The sequence below is a fragment of the Sphingomonas sp. SAFR-052 genome, from assembly GCF_051965015.1.
Classification (GTDB): Bacteria; Pseudomonadota; Alphaproteobacteria; order Sphingomonadales; family Sphingomonadaceae; genus Sphingomonas.
Map to the genome: position 1 here is coordinate 113141 of NZ_JBQCMO010000004.1, position 15534 is coordinate 128674.

Here is a 15534-nt window from a genome sequence, read left to right on the forward strand (position 1 = left end):
TGCCCCCGCCTACCGATTTGCGGCGGACGCGCAAGAAGATTTCTTGTACGTCGGCCAGCACGCAACTATCGGTATCGCCGCCCCGCATTGGGGCGGCGACCCGCTTGCTTACCGGGTGCTGGCGACCGTTACCGGCTGCAACTGCGCCACGCGGACTTCGCCATCGCGGTGCATTTCGGCGCGGCAGCGATTCTCGTCGGCGATCCGGCGCAGGCCGAATGCGCTCGAACGGCAGGCCTTCAGCGACGCGCGATCGATGCGCGCGTCGAGGATGCGGCGGTCCTCGGCCCTGGTCAGGTCCAGTCCGGCATAGGATACGCGGACCGAAACGGGCTCGCGCACTTCGGCATAAGCAACGGACGACAGGCATGCGAAGGCGGTCGCCGCAAGGGCGACGATACGGATGATCATGACGATAGCTCCTGCGAATTCGTTGCCCGTCGCAGCAGCGGTCGCCCGCGCATCGGGCGCCGCCGTCCACCGGCAACGCGCTGATAGAGCGGGTTTATTGCAACGCGGCGAACCATCGATGGCAGGACGATGACGGTTCCGAAACAATTTCCTTGCTTGTCGCTTTACGCTTCGTTCCCTACCTGTTCGACGATGTCGAGCGTCCCAACCTTGTCCCCCACCCCTGCCGATCCGCCCTATCTGCGCGGGTTGAACGAACCGCAGCGCGATGCGGTGCTGACTACCGACGGCCCCGTCTTGGTGCTGGCCGGCGCGGGCACCGGCAAGACCGCGGCGCTGACCGCGCGGCTCGCGCATCTCCTCTACACGCGCAAGGCCTATCCTTCCGAAATCCTGTCGGTGACCTTCACCAACAAGGCCGCGCGCGAAATGCGTGAGCGCGTCGGGCGGCTGGTCGGCGATCTGGTGGAGGGGATGCCGTGGCTGGGCACCTTCCACGCGATCGGGGCCAAGATGCTGCGGCGGCACGCCGAGCTGGTCGGGCTGCAATCCAATTTCACCATCCTCGATACCGACGACCAGTTGCGGCTGCTCAAGCAGCTGATCCTCGCCGCCAATCTCGACGAGAAACGCTGGCCCGCACGCAGCCTCGCCGGGCTGATCGACGGGTGGAAGAACAAGGGGATGACCCCCGCGGACGTCGATGCCGGGGAGAGCGAGCGTTTCGCCAACGGCCGTGGCGGCGAATTGTACCAGCAATATCAGGACCGATTAAAGGCGGTGAACGCCTGCGACTTCGGCGACCTGTTGCTCCACGTGCTGACGATCCTGCGCAGCAACCGCGAGGTGCTGGCCCAGTATCAGCAGCGCTTCCGCTACATCATGGTCGACGAATATCAGGACACCAACAGCGTCCAGTATCTGTGGCTGCGGTTGCTGGCGCAGGAGCGTCGCAACCTGTGCTGCGTCGGCGACGACGACCAATCGATCTATTCGTGGCGCGGCGCGCAGGTCGAGAACATCCTGCGCTTCGAACGTGATTTTCCAGGCGCGAAGATCGTCCGGCTCGAACAGAATTACCGATCGACCCCGCATATCCTGGGCGCCGCATCGGGCGTGATCGCGCACAACGGCGGTCGGCTGGGCAAGACGCTGTGGACCGAATGCGATGTCGGCGAAAAGGTCCGCGTCATCGGCGTCTGGGACGGCCCGGAGGAAGCGCGCCGCGTCGGTGAGATGATCGAACGCACGCAGCGTGACGGCAAGAGCCTTGATGATTGTGCGATCCTGGTCCGGGCACAGCATCAGACGCGCGAGTTCGAAGAACGCTTCATCGGTATCGGCATGCCCTACCGGATCGTCGGCGGGTTCCGCTTCTACGAACGCGCCGAAATCCGCGATGCGCTCGCATATCTGCGCGTCGTCAACCAGCCGGCCGACGATCTCGCCTTCGAACGGATCGTCAACGTGCCCAAACGGGGTCTGGGCGACAAGGCGGTGCAGACCATCCACCGCTATGCCCGTGCGACCGGTTCGTCGCTGATGACCGCCGCCGCACGCATCCTCGACACCGACGAATTGACCGGGGCGGCGCGCAAGTCGCTGGGGCGTCTGGTCGGCGATTTTGCGCGCTGGCGCGACATGGCCCGCGACCTGCCGCATGCCGAACTGGCGCGGCAGTTGCTGGACGAAAGCGGCTATACCGCCATGTATCAGGCGGAAAAGACCGCCGAAGCCGCCGGGCGGCTGGAGAACCTCACCGAACTGGTCCGGGCGATGGAGGAATATGAATCGCTCGGCGCGTTCCTCGAACACGTGTCGCTGGTGATGGACAACGAGGCGTCGGCCGAGGAGCCGAAGGTCACGATCATGACCATCCATGCCGCCAAGGGGCTGGAGTTCGACACCGTGTTCTGCGTCGGATGGGAGGAAGGACTGTTCCCGTCGCAGCGCTCGCTCGACGAGGGCGGCACCGCCAGCCTCGAGGAGGAACGCCGCCTCGCCTATGTCGCGATCACGCGCGCGCGGCGACTGGCGGTCGTGTTCCATGCCGCCAATCGCCGCATCTATGGCCAGTGGAATTCGTCGCTGCCCTCGCGCTTCGTCGGCGAGCTGCCGGCCGAGCATATCGATACCGAGACGACGATGTCGGGCGGCGAGAGCCTGTGGCGGGCGAACTGGAGCGAACGCGCAGATCCCTTCGCCGATGTCGCGCGCGGTACCGGGCGAGGGCCGGGGTGGCAGCGGGCGGCGTCGCAAGGCTCGAGCTTCACCACCACCCCGTCGCGGGTGGTCGAGGCGCGGGCGAGTGCGATCAGCCTGGGCAACAAGGGGCGCAGCGACCTGTCGACCGGGCAGCGCGTGTTCCATCAGAAATTCGGATACGGCACGATCGAAACGATCGAGGGCAACAAGCTGGAAGTGCGGTTCGAAACCGCCGGTCAGAAGCGGGTGCTCGACAGTTTCGTCACACCGGGATGAAGTATCGACAGGCCTGAACCGCTGCTTAATGTATATCAGCGACTGAATAGGCTTTTCGGCATATTGTTTGGTCTACCCTGTACGGAAGGCCAGGAGGACCCGATGTCGATCGTCGATAATGCCGAATATTATCGCCGCCGCTTGGACGAGGCACGCGCGCGCGCCGAGAGCGCACAACTGCCCGAAGTGCGGCGGGTGCATCACGAAATGGCGGAACGCTATTCGGTGATGTTGCAGGATGCCGAGCGCAGTGGGCTCGCCCGGCCGTTGCTGGGAATCGTTCCGCGCGACTGACCTGCGCTTCGACAGGCAACCGCCGCCCTTGTCGGTCGTTCAGGTCGGGCAATTCCCGATAAGGACCGATCGATGCCCTATGTGAAGACCCGCGATGGCACCAACCTGTTCGTGAAGGATTGGGGACAAGGTCGCCCGGTCGTTCTGATCCATGGCTGGCCGCTGTCCGCCGACAGCTGGGACCCGCAGGCGATGGCGCTGGCCGACGCGGGATACCGGGTCATCGCCTATGACCGGCGTGGCTTCGGCCGATCGGACCAGCCCTGGTCGGGCTATGACTATGACAGCCTGTCCGACGATTTGGCCGATGTGATGGCCGAAACCGGCGTCAGCGACGATGCCGCGCTGATCGGCTTCTCAATGGGCGGTGGCGAGGTCGCACGCTATATGTCTCGCCATGGCGGCAAGGGCGTCAGCCGGGTCGGCTTCATCGGTTCGGTCGTGCCCTACATGCTCCAGACCGACGACAATCCCGACGGCGTGCCGCAGGACCAGCTTCAGGAAATCGCCGACAATATCAAGGCGGACCGGCCGAAATTCTTCCGCACCTTCTTCGACCAGTTCTACGGCGTCGGCTTCATCACCAGCCCGGTGAGCGAGGAGGTGCTCGACCTGTCATGGAATACCGCGATGCTGGCCGGGCTCAAGCCGACATTGGCGTGCGCGGAATCGTTCGGGACGACCGATTTCCGCCCCGACCTGCCGTCGATCACCGTGCCGACGCTCATCATTCATGGCACGTCGGATCAGACGGTGCCGATCGATGCGACCGGCCGTGCGCTGGCCAAGGCGCTGCCGAATGCCGAACTGATCGAATATGACGGCGCACCGCACGGCTTGTTCGCGACCGAGAGCGACCGGCTGACCGACGACCTGCTGTCGTTCCTCGGCCGGCGTTAAGGGTAAGCGTCCTTCCGGTCGCAAACCGGAAGGACGCCGCGTGCCAAAGCCTGAACCAATACCCCCCAAGCCGATCTGCATTGCCCCGGCCCAAGAGCGGACCTAAACCCCTACCCCATGTCCGCGTCCCCCCACCCCTTCGCCATTCCTGCGTTTCGCGCCTATTTCCTTGCCCGGCTGTCGAACACGCTTGCGCAGATCGCGATGGTCGTCGTGATCGGGTGGCAGGTATACGACATCGCGCGCGAGACGATGACGATCCGGCAGGCCGCGTTTCAGCTGGGGCTGATCGGGGTTGCGCAGTTTTTGCCGTTGCTGGTGTTGTCGCTGGTCGCCGGTTGGGTTGCCGACCGGATCGACCGGCGCTGGATCGCGAGGGGCTCGGTCGCACTGGAGGGTAGCTGCGCGCTGCTGCTCGCGTGGCTGACCTATAGCGGTGCGATCACCCTGCCTTGGCTGTTCTTCGTTGCGGCGATGCTGGGCGTCGCACGCGCCTTTGCCGGGCCGGCGTTGCAGGCACTCGCCCCCAATCTCGTCCCCGCCGCCGTGCTGCCCACCGCGATTGCGATGAGTTCGATCGCTTGGCAGGGCGGATCGGTGCTGGGCCCGGCGATGGGCGGTTATCTTTATGCCGCGGGCCATTACGTCCCCTATGCGGTGTCGGCGGCGCTGTTCCTATTCGGGCTGGCCATGCTGTTCCTGATCCCGCCGATCCCGCGCGCGGTTATCGCGGGCAAGGCCAATCCGTGGCGGCAGATGCTCGACGGATTGTCCTATGTCCGACGCAACCGGCTGGTGTTCGGGGCGATCTCGCTCGACCTGTTCGCGGTGCTACTCGGCGGGGCGACGGCGATGCTGCCGATCTATGCCCGCGACATCCTGCAGATCGGCGCGGACGGCCTTGGGCATCTGCGCGCCGCGCCGGCATTGGGCGCGGTGGTCGTGGCGGCAGTGTTCGCAGTGAAGCCGCTGTCGAAGGATGTCGGTGCCAAGATGCTGCTGTCGGTGATGGGTTTCGGTGCAGCGACCGCGCTGTTCGGCCTGTCCGCGCCGTTGCTCATCCCGGTGTTCGGGCAGGCGGCGATCGGCAGCGACTTCGCGCCTGCCGCGCTGCTGGCGCTGGCCGCGTTGTTCGTGGTGGGGGCGACCGACATGGTGTCGGTCTATGTCCGCCAGTCGCTGATCCAGCTGCACACGCCCGACGCCATGCGCGGACGGGTCGGCGCGGTGTCGACGCTGTTCGTATCGGGATCGAACGAACTGGGCGAGGCGCGATCCGGCTTCCTCGCTGCGCTGGTCGGGCCGGTCGTCGCCGTTGCGGGCGGTGGCGTGCTGGCGATCGGCGTCACCATGCTCTGGTCGAAGCTTTTTCCCGAGCTGCGCGCTGCGCGCAGCTTTACGCCGCCCAAAGACCTCGAAGTCACGCCCAAGGAGACCCAGCCATGAAGGCCGATACCATCCTGCAAACGATCGGGAATACGCCGCATATCCGCGTCAAGCGGCTGTTCGGCGATGCCGAGGTGTGGATCAAGTCCGAGCGTTCCAACCCCGGCGGGTCGATCAAGGACCGCATCGCGCTGGCGATGATCGAGGCGGCCGAGGCATCGGGCGACCTGAAGCCCGGCGGCACGATCATCGAACCGACCAGCGGCAATACCGGTGTCGGCCTGGCGATGGTCGCCGCGGTCAAGGGCTACAAGCTGGTGCTCGTGATGCCCGAAAGCATGAGCATCGAGCGCCGCCGGCTGATGCTGGCCTATGGCGCGACCTTCGACCTGACGCCGCGCGAAAAGGGCATGAAGGGTGCGATCGAGCGGGCGCACGAGCTGGCCGCGGAAACGCCCGACGCGTGGATCCCGCAGCAGTTCGAAAATCCGGCGAACATCGACGTCCATGTGCGGACGACGGCGCAGGAGATCCTGAACGACTTCGCCGACAATCCGATCGACGTCATCGTCACCGGCGTCGGCACCGGCGGGCACATTACCGGCGTCGCCGAAACGCTGAAGGCGCAGTGGCCGGACTTGAAGGTCTATGCGGTCGAGCCCGAACTCTCGCCAGTGATTTCGGGCGGGCAGCCGGGACCGCACCCGATCCAGGGCATCGGCGCAGGCTTCGTCCCTGCCAATCTCCACACCCGCGCGATCGATGGCGTGATCAAGGTTGATGCGGCGGTCGCCAAGGACATGGCACGACGCTCGGCACGCGAAGAGGGGATGCTGGTCGGTATCTCGTCGGGGGCGACCTTGGCAGCGATCCTGCAGAAGCTGCCCGACCTGCCCGACGGTGTCCGCGTGCTCGGCTTCAACTACGATACCGGCGAGCGCTATCTCTCGGTGCCCGACTTCCTGCCCGAACAATGAGCGAAGCGGCGGTGGTCGAACGGCGCGCGATCGGCAGCGGATCGATCGCGATCGACGGCGTCTTGGTGGCGCTGTCGGTCGCGGCGGTCACCGTGCCCGCGGTCCTGATCCGGTCGACCCCGCCGATCCGCGCCGCCGCCTCGCATGCCGAGCAGCGGCGGCAGGTGGCGGCGACATCGCCCGAGGCGCCCCCGCCCCCGGTCGAACCGATTGAATATCGTGCGCTCGAACCCAACGACGCCCGCGCCTTCAATGCGAAGGTACCGTTCGTCACCGGCCCCAACCCGGCGGCGCGGCCGTTCCGCTTCGCCGGCGATCTCTACAATCGCACCCGCGCGACCGACTGCCTCGCCGCCGCCGTCCTCTATGAAGCCGGCGACGATGCGAAGGGGCAGCGGGCGGTGGCACAGGTCGTGCTCAACCGGCTGCGCCATCCCGCCTTTCCAAAAAGTGTGTGCGGCGTGGTGTTTCAGGGGTCGGAGCGGACCACCGGTTGCCAGTTCACCTTCACCTGCGACGGGGCGCTCGCCCGTGTCTACCCGCAGCCCTTCTGGGACCGCGCACGCAAGGTCGCGGCGGCGGCGCTGGCGGGCAGCGTCTATGCGCCGGTCGGCTATGCGACGCATTACCATACCGACTGGGTCGTGCCCTATTGGCAGTCGAGCCTCGACAAGATCGCGGCGGTCGATACCCACCTGTTCTTCCGCTGGGCGGGATGGTGGGGCACGCCCGGTGCGTTCCGTCGCGTCGTCGGCACCACCGAGCCGCGCATCGAACAGCTTGCCCCCTATTCGCCTGCGCACAAGCTGCCCGAGGTACTGGCGGTCGAACAGGAAGCGGGCGTGCTGACCGGCAGCTTCGCGCCCGGCGCCCTTCCGCGGCCGAGCAGCGACGATCCGGTCACCTTCCTTGTGCCCCTCGACACGCTGACGCCCGACAAATGGTCTGCCTTCGCCCAGGCGACGTGCGGTGAGCGGACGCGGTGCAAGTTCCTCGGCTGGCGCGATCCCGCCGCCGTGCCCACCCGCGCCGGGCTGGCATGGGAGCCGGCCGCGCTGAACACCATGTCGTTCAGCTATCTGCGCGATCGGGGCGCGGGCGTCGAGAAGCAGCTTTGGAACTGCCAGCTCGTCTCGCGGCCCGCCGCGTCGTGCATGCGCCGCGCCCTGCCCGCCCCGCCGCCCGCGCCGCCCGTGACCGCGGGACGTAGCGAGGTGCCGCCACTCTCTGGGGTCCGCCGCACCGGCGATCCGGCGCCGGCCCCGTCAGCGCAATAGCGTCGCCGTCAGCTGCTCGGCATCCTCGATCGCGACGTCGACGATGTTCGGCCGCCCCAGCCCCTTGGCCCCGGCGGTATCGACATGGACCGTCGCCAGCCCGAGCAACCGTTGCAAGGGCGAGCGCCGCACCGACACCGCCTGGATACGGGCAAGTGGTACGATCCATATCTGTTTGGACAGCACGCCGCGCATCACCTGCAACGTGTCGCCGACGATCGCATAGCGGTGGTGCCGCCGCGCCAACAGCGCGAGGGCGATGGGAATGGGCACCAGCAGCAGCGCCAGCCCGGCAAGTGGCAAAAAGAACATGGCGACGATCACGCCGATCAGCGGCAATCCGCCCCGGACCAGCCCGGTCCGCAGCACATGGCCGAACGCCACCGGCCGCAGCGGCAGCGGATCGAACGGCGCATAGCCCGCCGCCGCCAGCACCTGCGTAACCTCCTCGTCCCGCGCGAACGGGGCGACGCTCTGCCGCCCGCCAACATCGTCGCTGCCGCCCAGTGTCTGGAACCGCAGCCCCGACCAGCCGAGCCGCCCGCTGACCATCCCGCGTTCGATCAGCGCCAGCTGAATCCGGCGCAGACTCACCACGACCTCGGTCCGGGTGGTCAGGCCGCGCACCCGGCGCAGCCGGCCGCCCTCGCGCTCCAGCCGAAAGCCATATTCAATCAGCACGGTCCGCACGACCCCACTGATCGCGCCGACCGCCAGCGCGACGACCGCGGCCATCGCCGCGAACAAAGGCGTGGCCAGTGCGATCGCCTCTTGCCGCGCAACGCCTGCCCAGTCGCGCACGTCGATCCAGTTCCAGCCGATGACGTCGCCGACCTGATTGAGACCAGCGAACAACAGCCCGACCCACACCAGCGAGAAACCGAACACGCCCATCGTCAGCACCCGGCCGGGCGACATGGCGAACACCGTATCGCGCGCCGGTTCGGCGGGCAGTACCGACGGGACGGCCACAGTGCCGCCACCGCGCAGGACTTCGCGCAGTCGCGCCGCCTCGGCCAGCGAGACGCTGTCGAGCGTCGCCTCGTCCGCCTCGCCGCCGCCGGTTTCGATCCGCACCCGTGCCAGCCCGAACAGGCGGGCCAGCAGCTTCTGGTCGATCGAGACGTCCTGGATGCGATCGAACGGGATCGAGCGGCGCTTGCGGTGCAGCACGCCATCGGCGATCACCAGTTCGCCGCCGTCGATCAAATAGGTGAACGACCGCCATTTGACCCAGGTGAACGCCCCCGCCCCGATCAACAGCACCGTGAGGATGCCGAGCATCGGCCAGATGCCCGCCCGCGACGTGGCGGCGGCCAGCGCGATGAGGCCGGCGATCTGCTGCGGCGCCTTGGTCACGATGCGCAGGACGATCGTGCCGGGATGCAGCCGGCGCGGCTCCACGTTCACCATGGCGAGGATTCGATGGCGCGGCGGATGCGGTCGCGAACCGCCTCCGCCTGTTCGCGCGCCAGTCCGGGCACGCTCACCAGACTATGATCGGTGCCGGCGGTGTGCAGTACCAGCGTGGCGATCCTGCAGACGCGCTCGATCGGTCCCTGCGTCAGGTCGATATGCTGAACCCGGCCGATCGGCACGATGGTGTGCACCCGCGTCAGCCAGCCATGGGCGACATGCAGTTCGCGATCGTCGAGCGCGAAGCCCCAGTGCGCGAACCGGCGCGGCGGGGCGACGAGAACAATCCACAGTGCGATCGCGAGCGCTGGCACCCCGGCCAGCCCGTTCGGCAGCCCCCGATCGTACAGTATCGCCTCCGCCATGCCCGCGACCGCGACGATCGCCAGCGCGACGATGGCCGAGCGCCAGCGCAGCACGGTGACGAAACGCCGGTCGAGCGGCGCGAGCGAGGGGGGCGTGGCTTCCATGGCGAGTGTGATAGGCAGGCAATACGCCGCGCTCAAGCGAATCCGGCGGCATCGGCCCAGGCCTCTTGTGCGCGGGCGCAGGCGGGGCCATAGCGCCCGCGACAACTCCCCATTCGGACTTGAGGCAATCCCCCATGAAACTCCGCATCGTCGTGACGCTCAAGAACGGCGTACTCGATCCGCAGGGCAAGGCCATCGAACATGCGCTGGCCTCGCTCGGCTTCGCGGGTGTCGGCGAAGCGCGCGTCGGCAAGCTGATCGAGCTGGAGGTTGCCGACGGCACCGATGACGAGACGATCGACGCGATGTGCCGCAAGCTGCTCGCCAACACGGTGATCGAAAACTATCGGGTCGAACGGGCATGAAGACCGCCGTCATCGTCTTTCCGGGGTCGAACTGCGACCGCGACATCGCGGTGGCGCTGGAATCGGTCACCGGCACCGCACCGACCATGGTGTGGCATCGCGACACCGACCTGCCGGGCGATATCGGCCTGGTCGCGGTGCCCGGCGGCTTTTCCTATGGCGACTATCTGCGCTCGGGTGCGATCGCGGCACGATCGCCGGTAATGCGCGCGGTGGTCGATGCCGCGGGCAAGGGGCTGCCGGTGCTCGGCATCTGCAACGGGTTCCAGATCCTGACCGAAGCGGGATTGCTGCCGGGCGCCCTGATGCGCAACCGCGGCCTGTCGTTCGTGTGTCGCGACGTGGCGCTGACGGTTGGCGAGACCAAATCGGTCTTTACCAGCGGCTATTGCCCCGGCGACACGATCCGCGTGCCGGTGGCGCATCATGACGGCAACTACGTCGCCGACGAAGCGACGCTCGACCGGATCGAGGGCGAGGGGCAGGTGGCGTTCCGCTATGCCGAGCCGGTCAACGGATCGGCGCGCGACATTGCCGGGCTAGTCAATGCGCAGGGCAATGTGCTGGGCATGATGCCGCACCCCGAACGCCGCATCGAAGCCGCGCATGGCGGCCGCGACGGTCGCGCGCTGTTCGAAGGGTTGCTGGCGAAGGTCGGCGCCTGAACTACCGCGACCGGCGCTCGCCCGCAAAGGGGGAGAAGTCGGTCGCAGCATCGAACACGTCGACGCCCTCGCGCCGTTTCAGCCAGCCGACCACGGCATAGGTGACCGGGGTTAGCGCGACCTCCCAACCAACCTTCATCGCCCAGTTGGTGACCAGCACGGTCAGCACTCGGCCCGTCGGCCAGACGCCGAGGAACGCCAGCGGATAGAAGATCACGCTGTCGACCGCCTGCCCCACGACGGTCGATCCGACCGTCCGCGTCCACAGCGCGCGGCCTTCGGTCCAGATCTTCATGCGGGCGAGGACATAGGCGTTGACGAACTCGCCGGCCCAGAAGGCGGCGATCGAGGCGAAGACGATGCGCGGCACCTGCCCGAACACGGTTTCATAGGCGCCCTGCCCCGTCCAGCCGGGCGCCGGCGGCATCGCCACGACGGTCGCGGCCATGAACGCCATGAACAGCAGTGCCGCGAACCCGACCCAGATGCAGCGCCGGGCGCGGGCATAGCCGTAGACTTCGGTCAGCACGTCGCCGATGACATAGGATACCGGGAAGAACAGGATGCCCGCGCCGAACACGAACGGCGTGCCTGTGACGTCGATCGCCGCGACCTTGCCAGCACCGATAACGTTCGACAGCAATAGGATCGCGACGAACGCCGCCATGACGATATCGAAATGGCGGAACCCCTGCGCCGGGACCGTAGCGGCATCGATTCGGGTCGGGACGGCAGCGGACGGTTCGTGCATGACGGCGTTATGATAGCGGTTCCGCTCCGTCGCAATCCACGCTAACGAAGCGGCGGGCACCCGTAGCTCAGCTGGATAGAGCAAGGAGCTTCTACCTCCTTGGTCGGGGGTTCGAATCCCTCCGGGTGCGCCAATATTTTCCCACTTTTCTGCGGGTTTCAGCCCGACAACGGGGGTGTGCCGGATTGCACACCTGAAGGTCGTGTCACGCTGCCACGCCACGCCGATCCGGGTCGGTCAAACACGCTCGAGCATCAGTGCGATCCCCTGTCCGACGCCGATGCAAATAAAGGACATGGCGTAGCGGCCGCCGGTGCGGTAAAGTTCCCCGACGGCAGTCATCGCGATGCGGGCGCCGGACATGCCAAGCGGGTGGCCGAGCGCGATGGCGCCGCCGTTTCGGTTCACGCGCGGGTCGTCGGGGGCGATGTTCAGGTCGCGGAGCGTCGCGATCGCCTGTGCGGCAAAGGCTTCGTTGAGTTCGATGACGTCGAGCTGGTCGAGGGTGATGCCGGTGCTGCGGCTGAGCTTGCGCGCGGCCTCGATCGGCCCGGCCCCCATGACGCGCGGCGCGATGCCCGACGACGCCATGCCAAGGATGCGGGCACGGGGGGTGAGGCCGTGGTTGGCGGCCGACGCTTCCGACGCGATCAGCATCGCCGCCGCGCCATCGTTCAGTCCCGACGCATTGCCCGCCGTGACCGTACCGTCGGCGCGGACGACCGGTTTCAGTTTGGCCAGCGTCTCCAGATTGGTCGCGCGGGAATGTTCGTCCTGCGCGAAGACGATCGGGTCGCCCTTTCGCTGCGGAATCGACACCGGCACGATTTCCACGCCCATCCGTCCGCTAGCGATGGCGGCGGCGGCCTTTTGCTGGCTGGCGAGTGCGAAGGCGTCCTGTTCCGCGCGGCTCACCTGCCACTGGTCGGCAACGTTCTCGGCGGTCTGCGCCATGGTATCGACGCCGTAAGCCGCACGCATCGCCGGGTTTATGAAGCGCCAGCCAAGCGTCGTGTCCTCGATCTGCTGCCCGCGATCGAACGCGCTGTTCGCCTTGCCCATCACGAACGGTGCGCGGGTCATGCTCTCGACCCCGCCCGCGATCATCAGGTCGGCATCGCCACTGCGGATCGCCTGGGCAGCGCTGCCGACCGCATTCAGCCCCGACCCGCACAGCCGGTTGATCGTGCCGCCGGGCACCGCTTCGGGCAGCCCGGCCAGCAACACCGCCATCCGCGCGACATTGCGATTATCCTCACCCGCCTGGTTGGCGCAGCCGAGCAGTACGTCATCGACAGCTGCCCAATCGACCTGCGGGTTGCGTGTCGTCAGTGCGCGCAGCGGGATCGCGGCGAGATCGTCGGCACGCACGCTCGATAGCGCACCGTTCAGGCGGGCGATCGGGGTGCGGATCGCGTCGCAAACGTAAGCGTCGGGCATCAACTTTCCTGCTCGATGCAGCAGGAGTCCGCCGGGTCGGTCATCACGCTGTCGGTGCGCCACCTGTCGCTGCTCGATGCCCGCTATCCCGGCTTGGCGGCGCTATTCGGGTCGCCACGGGTGATACCGCTGTACGAGGCCGCGCTCGCTTCGATCACGGCGTGTGTCACCGCGCTGATGCGTGAACTGGGTTGGGCCGCATCGGGCCACGACGCCGCCGTGGATGCCGCGCTGCTCGGCATCCTCGTCGGAACCTGGCGCGCAGGGGGGCCGGCGGCGCCCGACGCTGCCAGCCTGCCCGGTCAGCAGAGCGCGCTGGTCGCCCGCTTTCGCGCGCGGATCGACGAACGCTTCCGCCTGCGCGAACCGATCGCGGTCCACGCCGCCGCGCTCGGCGTCAGCGAAAGCCGCCTGCGCACTGCCCGCACACGGATCGCCGGGCTGTCGCCGGCGGCGATGCTCGATCAGCGCGCGATGCTGGAGGTAAAGCGCGCGCTGCTGTACACCAACCTGTCGGTAGCCGAAGTCGGCTTTGCCGCCGGCTTCGCCGACCCGGCCTATTTCACGCGCTTCTTCACCCGCCATGCCGGTGTGTCGCAGCGCACGTTTCGGACGACGGGGGGCAGTCGCACGTAGCGCCTACCCCCCCCCGCCCGGTCAGTCGTAGATCGGCCGCAATACCCGGTCGAAATAGTAGCGGGTCAGCGCCATCGAAGCGAGCAGGTCGGCGACCCGTCATATTCGATCGACATCCAGCCCTTGAACCCATCCTCCTCTAGCAGGCGGTACAGCCCGGCCAGATCGAGCGTGCCGAGCCCAGGCTACCAGAACCAGCGCGTCCCGTCGGCGGTAATCTCGGGATCCTGCGCATAGCGCACGCTGTCGGGCTGGCGTTCGGACGCGGTATGCTTAAGGTGGAAGGTGCTGATCCGGTCGCAATAATCGCGATAGAAGGTCAGCAGATCCTCGCCCATGATCGCCACCTGCGCGGTGTCGAGACAATTGTGCGCATAGCGCGGATCGGTCGATTCGATCAGTTCACGGTGGTTCGGCAGGTTCGCGCATTGCTGCACCTCTTCGCGGGTCAGCGGCCCCAATCCGAAATAATTCTGGGGCGAGGAGGTGTTCCGGTAGCTGCCGCCGAACCTGACGATCGTATCGACCGCCTCGCACGCCGACCGGACCGCCTCGTCGAGATTATCCGCCTAGTACGACGCGTGCGCCATGGAACATGCCGATCACCTCGACCTCGCGCTCCCCGGCAAATGCCGTGAAGGCTTCGGGCGCCCCGAACAGCGGCAGGATGTCGGTATAGCGGATGTTGGGCATGGCGGAGACTCCGTCCGGCTTTGTTCTGGAGATGGTTAAGGAGCGCGCGCGTGCGCAGCAGCGCCAGGAACGGATCGCGCGTCTGACGGGCGCTGCACACGACCGGCCAGCCTACTCCGTCTGGCGGAGCAGGCTGACGATGCTAGTCAGGTCGACATTGCCGGCGCCGGGATCGCGGAACACCTTGGTCGCGCGGTGTTCGGGAAACTCCGGATTGGCAGTCTGCCACGTCTCCGCGGCATCGACGAACGCGGTATGGTCAGGTGGATGCAGTTGATCCGCTCGCGCTGCGCGGTGAGGAACGCCACCGGGTCGATCCCGGCGATCGTCAGATGCGCGGTATTCACGTCTAGCTTCACCCCTGCGGGCAGCCGGTCGAGCAATGCGAGGATGCGTTCACCGCGGAACACGCTCCAATATTCGTTGCGCCGCACGAGCGAAACGCCCGATGGCTCGGCCTTGGCCTTGGCGGCAACCCTTCGAGCAGATCGACGGACTGATCGCGAAAATACGCCGCGCCCAGGTCGGCAACATGGGCGAACGCCTCACGCGCGGAACTCCCGGTTGCCCCGAAATAGGAGCAAGGTCGGCTTGCCCGCCGCGCTCAGGCATAGGCGTAGGTACCGCCGGCGTTCAGCGCGGCCTGATAGGCGGGGCGGGCATGGATGCGCTCCAGCCAGGCGATGGTGCGAGGCCGGGTCGCGTCGAGGCCGGCTCGGCTACGTGCGGCTTCGAGGGGGAAGCTCATCATGATGTCGGCGGCGGTCAGCGTGTCGCCGGCGAACCATTCGTTGGCGGCAAGGTGCGATTCGACATAGTCGAGATGGACGTCGATCATGGGCTGGATCTTCTTCTGCGCCGCCTTGCCCAAGAGCGGCACGCGGCCGAGCACCAGCTTGACCAGCAGCGGCGGCATCAGCGATCCTTCGGCATAATGGAGGAAGTGGCGGTAATGGAGCGCGGCGCGGCGGTGCGCGGGCATGCCCAGCCGGCCATCGGCCTTTTCGACCAGATATTCGACGATCGCGCCAGTTTCGGCAACGACCAGTGGCCCGCCGGTGGCAGCAGCGGTGTCATCCTCGATCACCGGCGACTTACCCAGGGGGTGGATGCGGCGCAGTTCGGGGGGCGCCAACATCGTCGCCTTGTTCCGTTCGTAGCGCTTCACCTCATAGGGAAGCCGCAGTTCCTCGAGCAGCCAGAGGACGCGCTGCGAGCGGGAGTTTTCGAGGTGGTGAATGACGATCATCGGAATCCCTGTGTGCGGTCAACGGCTTGGCCGAACCAATGCGGCAGGCCGGGTGAGGTTGCACGAGGACGTCGCGGGATCGGTGGAAGTTGACGAAGGTTACACGAAACCGGCGTTCGGCCG

General features: G+C 67.0%; 18 protein-coding genes and 1 tRNA gene. 10 read left to right on the forward strand and 9 right to left on the reverse strand.

What is annotated here, in order from left to right:
• Positions 1 to 108: 108 nt before the first annotated feature.
• Positions 109 to 411, reverse strand: coding sequence for a UrcA family protein (locus ACTHQV_RS08315; protein WP_440489536.1), 303 nt, complete (start codon positions 409 to 411; stop codon positions 109 to 111).
• Between the two features lie 192 nt (positions 412 to 603).
• On the opposite strand from ACTHQV_RS08315, the gene ACTHQV_RS08320 reads away from it, so the two are divergent.
• The 6 genes from ACTHQV_RS08320 (at position 604) to ACTHQV_RS08345 (ending at position 7726) form a co-directional block, all read left to right on the forward strand.
• Entirely contained in the window at positions 604 to 2892 is a 2289-nt protein-coding gene (locus tag ACTHQV_RS08320) for an ATP-dependent helicase (RefSeq protein WP_440489538.1), read from the forward strand.
• A 102-nt stretch (positions 2893 to 2994) separates the two neighbouring features.
• The gene (locus ACTHQV_RS08325; protein WP_440489539.1) at positions 2995 to 3186 is read left to right on the forward strand and encodes a hypothetical protein; all 192 of its coding nucleotides are present in this window, start codon (positions 2995 to 2997) and stop codon (positions 3184 to 3186) included.
• Positions 3187 to 3258: 72 nt separating this feature from the next.
• Positions 3259 to 4086, forward strand: coding sequence for an alpha/beta fold hydrolase (locus ACTHQV_RS08330; protein WP_440489541.1), 828 nt, complete (start codon positions 3259 to 3261; stop codon positions 4084 to 4086).
• A 117-nt stretch (positions 4087 to 4203) separates the two neighbouring features.
• On the forward strand, positions 4204 to 5532 hold the full coding sequence (locus ACTHQV_RS08335; RefSeq protein WP_440489543.1) for an MFS transporter: 1329 nt from the start codon (positions 4204 to 4206) through the stop codon (positions 5530 to 5532).
• Positions 5529 to 6449, forward strand: a complete 921-nt coding sequence (gene cysK / locus ACTHQV_RS08340) for a cysteine synthase A (RefSeq protein WP_440489545.1) — start codon at positions 5529 to 5531, stop codon at positions 6447 to 6449. Before ACTHQV_RS08335 ends, cysK begins: the two co-directional genes overlap by 4 nt.
• A complete protein-coding gene (locus ACTHQV_RS08345) occupies positions 6446 to 7726 on the forward strand; it encodes a cell wall hydrolase (protein WP_440489546.1) in 1281 nt (426 codons plus the stop codon). Before cysK ends, ACTHQV_RS08345 begins: the two co-directional genes overlap by 4 nt.
• Here ACTHQV_RS08345 and ACTHQV_RS08350 read toward each other — a convergent pair.
• Positions 7715 to 9139, reverse strand: a complete 1425-nt coding sequence (locus ACTHQV_RS08350) for a PH domain-containing protein (RefSeq protein ID WP_440489547.1) — start codon at positions 9137 to 9139, stop codon at positions 7715 to 7717. The genes ACTHQV_RS08345 and ACTHQV_RS08350 overlap by 12 nt on opposite strands.
• Entirely contained in the window at positions 9133 to 9612 is a 480-nt protein-coding gene (locus ACTHQV_RS08355; protein ID WP_440489548.1) for a PH domain-containing protein, read from the reverse strand. The genes ACTHQV_RS08350 and ACTHQV_RS08355 overlap by 7 nt, the downstream gene beginning before the upstream one ends.
• A gap of 134 nt (positions 9613 to 9746) precedes the next feature.
• Here ACTHQV_RS08355 and purS point away from each other — a divergent pair, with 134 nt between their 5' ends.
• Complete coding sequence (gene purS, locus ACTHQV_RS08360; RefSeq protein ID WP_242116258.1) at positions 9747 to 9977, forward strand: phosphoribosylformylglycinamidine synthase subunit PurS; 231 nt, start codon at positions 9747 to 9749, stop codon at positions 9975 to 9977.
• Complete coding sequence (gene purQ, locus ACTHQV_RS08365) at positions 9974 to 10642, forward strand: phosphoribosylformylglycinamidine synthase subunit PurQ (RefSeq protein WP_440489550.1); 669 nt, start codon at positions 9974 to 9976, stop codon at positions 10640 to 10642. Before purS ends, purQ begins: the two co-directional genes overlap by 4 nt.
• A gap of 1 nt (position 10643) precedes the next feature.
• Here purQ and ACTHQV_RS08370 read toward each other — a convergent pair whose 3' ends face one another.
• Positions 10644 to 11393, reverse strand: a complete 750-nt coding sequence (locus ACTHQV_RS08370; protein WP_440489551.1) for a queuosine precursor transporter — start codon at positions 11391 to 11393, stop codon at positions 10644 to 10646.
• A gap of 56 nt (positions 11394 to 11449) precedes the next feature.
• On the opposite strand from ACTHQV_RS08370, the gene ACTHQV_RS08375 reads away from it, so the two are divergent.
• Positions 11450 to 11526: transfer RNA gene (locus ACTHQV_RS08375), tRNA-Arg, on the forward strand.
• Between the two features lie 104 nt (positions 11527 to 11630).
• On the opposite strand, the gene pcaF is transcribed toward ACTHQV_RS08375, so the two are convergent.
• Positions 11631 to 12833 carry a 3-oxoadipyl-CoA thiolase gene (pcaF, locus tag ACTHQV_RS08380; RefSeq protein ID WP_440489552.1) on the reverse strand — a complete coding sequence of 401 codons (1203 nt, stop codon included), beginning with the start codon at positions 12831 to 12833 and terminating at the stop codon, positions 11631 to 11633.
• Positions 12834 to 12848: 15 nt separating this feature from the next.
• Here pcaF and ACTHQV_RS08385 point away from each other — a divergent pair, with 15 nt between their 5' ends.
• Entirely contained in the window at positions 12849 to 13469 is a 621-nt protein-coding gene (locus ACTHQV_RS08385; protein ID WP_440489554.1) for a helix-turn-helix domain-containing protein, read from the forward strand.
• A gap of 185 nt (positions 13470 to 13654) precedes the next feature.
• Here the strand turns inward: ACTHQV_RS08385 and ACTHQV_RS08390 are convergent, their stop codons facing one another.
• From ACTHQV_RS08390 to ACTHQV_RS08405, 4 genes are all read right to left on the reverse strand, one after another.
• A complete protein-coding gene (locus ACTHQV_RS08390; protein ID WP_440489555.1) occupies positions 13655 to 13930 on the reverse strand; it encodes a hypothetical protein in 276 nt (91 codons plus the stop codon).
• Between the two features lie 100 nt (positions 13931 to 14030).
• Complete coding sequence (locus tag ACTHQV_RS08395; protein ID WP_440489556.1) at positions 14031 to 14162, reverse strand: hypothetical protein; 132 nt, start codon at positions 14160 to 14162, stop codon at positions 14031 to 14033.
• A gap of 146 nt (positions 14163 to 14308) precedes the next feature.
• A complete protein-coding gene (locus tag ACTHQV_RS08400; RefSeq protein ID WP_440489558.1) occupies positions 14309 to 14596 on the reverse strand; it encodes a hypothetical protein in 288 nt (95 codons plus the stop codon).
• Positions 14597 to 14766: 170 nt separating this feature from the next.
• The gene (locus tag ACTHQV_RS08405; protein ID WP_440489560.1) at positions 14767 to 15411 is read right to left on the reverse strand and encodes a glutathione S-transferase family protein; all 645 of its coding nucleotides are present in this window, start codon (positions 15409 to 15411) and stop codon (positions 14767 to 14769) included.
• Positions 15412 to 15534: the final 123 nt, after the last annotated feature.

What these genes read in the sequence shown, in the direction of transcription:
- ACTHQV_RS08405 (WP_440489560.1), bottom strand. Translation starts at nt 15,411, where the DNA reads ATGATCGTCATTCACCACCTCGAAAACTCCCGCTCGCAGCGCGTCCTC.
- ACTHQV_RS08330 (WP_440489541.1), top strand. Translation starts at nt 3,259, where the DNA reads ATGCCCTATGTGAAGACCCGCGATGGCACCAACCTGTTCGTGAAGGAT.
- ACTHQV_RS08385 (WP_440489554.1), top strand. Translation starts at nt 12,849, where the DNA reads ATGCAGCAGGAGTCCGCCGGGTCGGTCATCACGCTGTCGGTGCGCCAC.
- cysK (WP_440489545.1), top strand. Translation starts at nt 5,529, where the DNA reads ATGAAGGCCGATACCATCCTGCAAACGATCGGGAATACGCCGCATATC.
- ACTHQV_RS08395 (WP_440489556.1), bottom strand. Translation starts at nt 14,162, where the DNA reads ATGCCCAACATCCGCTATACCGACATCCTGCCGCTGTTCGGGGCGCCC.
- ACTHQV_RS08355 (WP_440489548.1), bottom strand. Translation starts at nt 9,612, where the DNA reads ATGGAAGCCACGCCCCCCTCGCTCGCGCCGCTCGACCGGCGTTTCGTC.
- ACTHQV_RS08315 (WP_440489536.1), bottom strand. Translation starts at nt 411, where the DNA reads ATGATCATCCGTATCGTCGCCCTTGCGGCGACCGCCTTCGCATGCCTG.
- ACTHQV_RS08325 (WP_440489539.1), top strand. Translation starts at nt 2,995, where the DNA reads ATGTCGATCGTCGATAATGCCGAATATTATCGCCGCCGCTTGGACGAG.
- purS (WP_242116258.1), top strand. Translation starts at nt 9,747, where the DNA reads ATGAAACTCCGCATCGTCGTGACGCTCAAGAACGGCGTACTCGATCCG.
- pcaF (WP_440489552.1), bottom strand. Translation starts at nt 12,833, where the DNA reads ATGCCCGACGCTTACGTTTGCGACGCGATCCGCACCCCGATCGCCCGC.
- ACTHQV_RS08320 (WP_440489538.1), top strand. Translation starts at nt 604, where the DNA reads ATGTCGAGCGTCCCAACCTTGTCCCCCACCCCTGCCGATCCGCCCTAT.
- ACTHQV_RS08350 (WP_440489547.1), bottom strand. Translation starts at nt 9,139, where the DNA reads ATGGTGAACGTGGAGCCGCGCCGGCTGCATCCCGGCACGATCGTCCTG.
- ACTHQV_RS08335 (WP_440489543.1), top strand. Translation starts at nt 4,204, where the DNA reads ATGTCCGCGTCCCCCCACCCCTTCGCCATTCCTGCGTTTCGCGCCTAT.
- purQ (WP_440489550.1), top strand. Translation starts at nt 9,974, where the DNA reads ATGAAGACCGCCGTCATCGTCTTTCCGGGGTCGAACTGCGACCGCGAC.
- ACTHQV_RS08345 (WP_440489546.1), top strand. Translation starts at nt 6,446, where the DNA reads ATGAGCGAAGCGGCGGTGGTCGAACGGCGCGCGATCGGCAGCGGATCG.
- ACTHQV_RS08370 (WP_440489551.1), bottom strand. Translation starts at nt 11,393, where the DNA reads ATGCACGAACCGTCCGCTGCCGTCCCGACCCGAATCGATGCCGCTACG.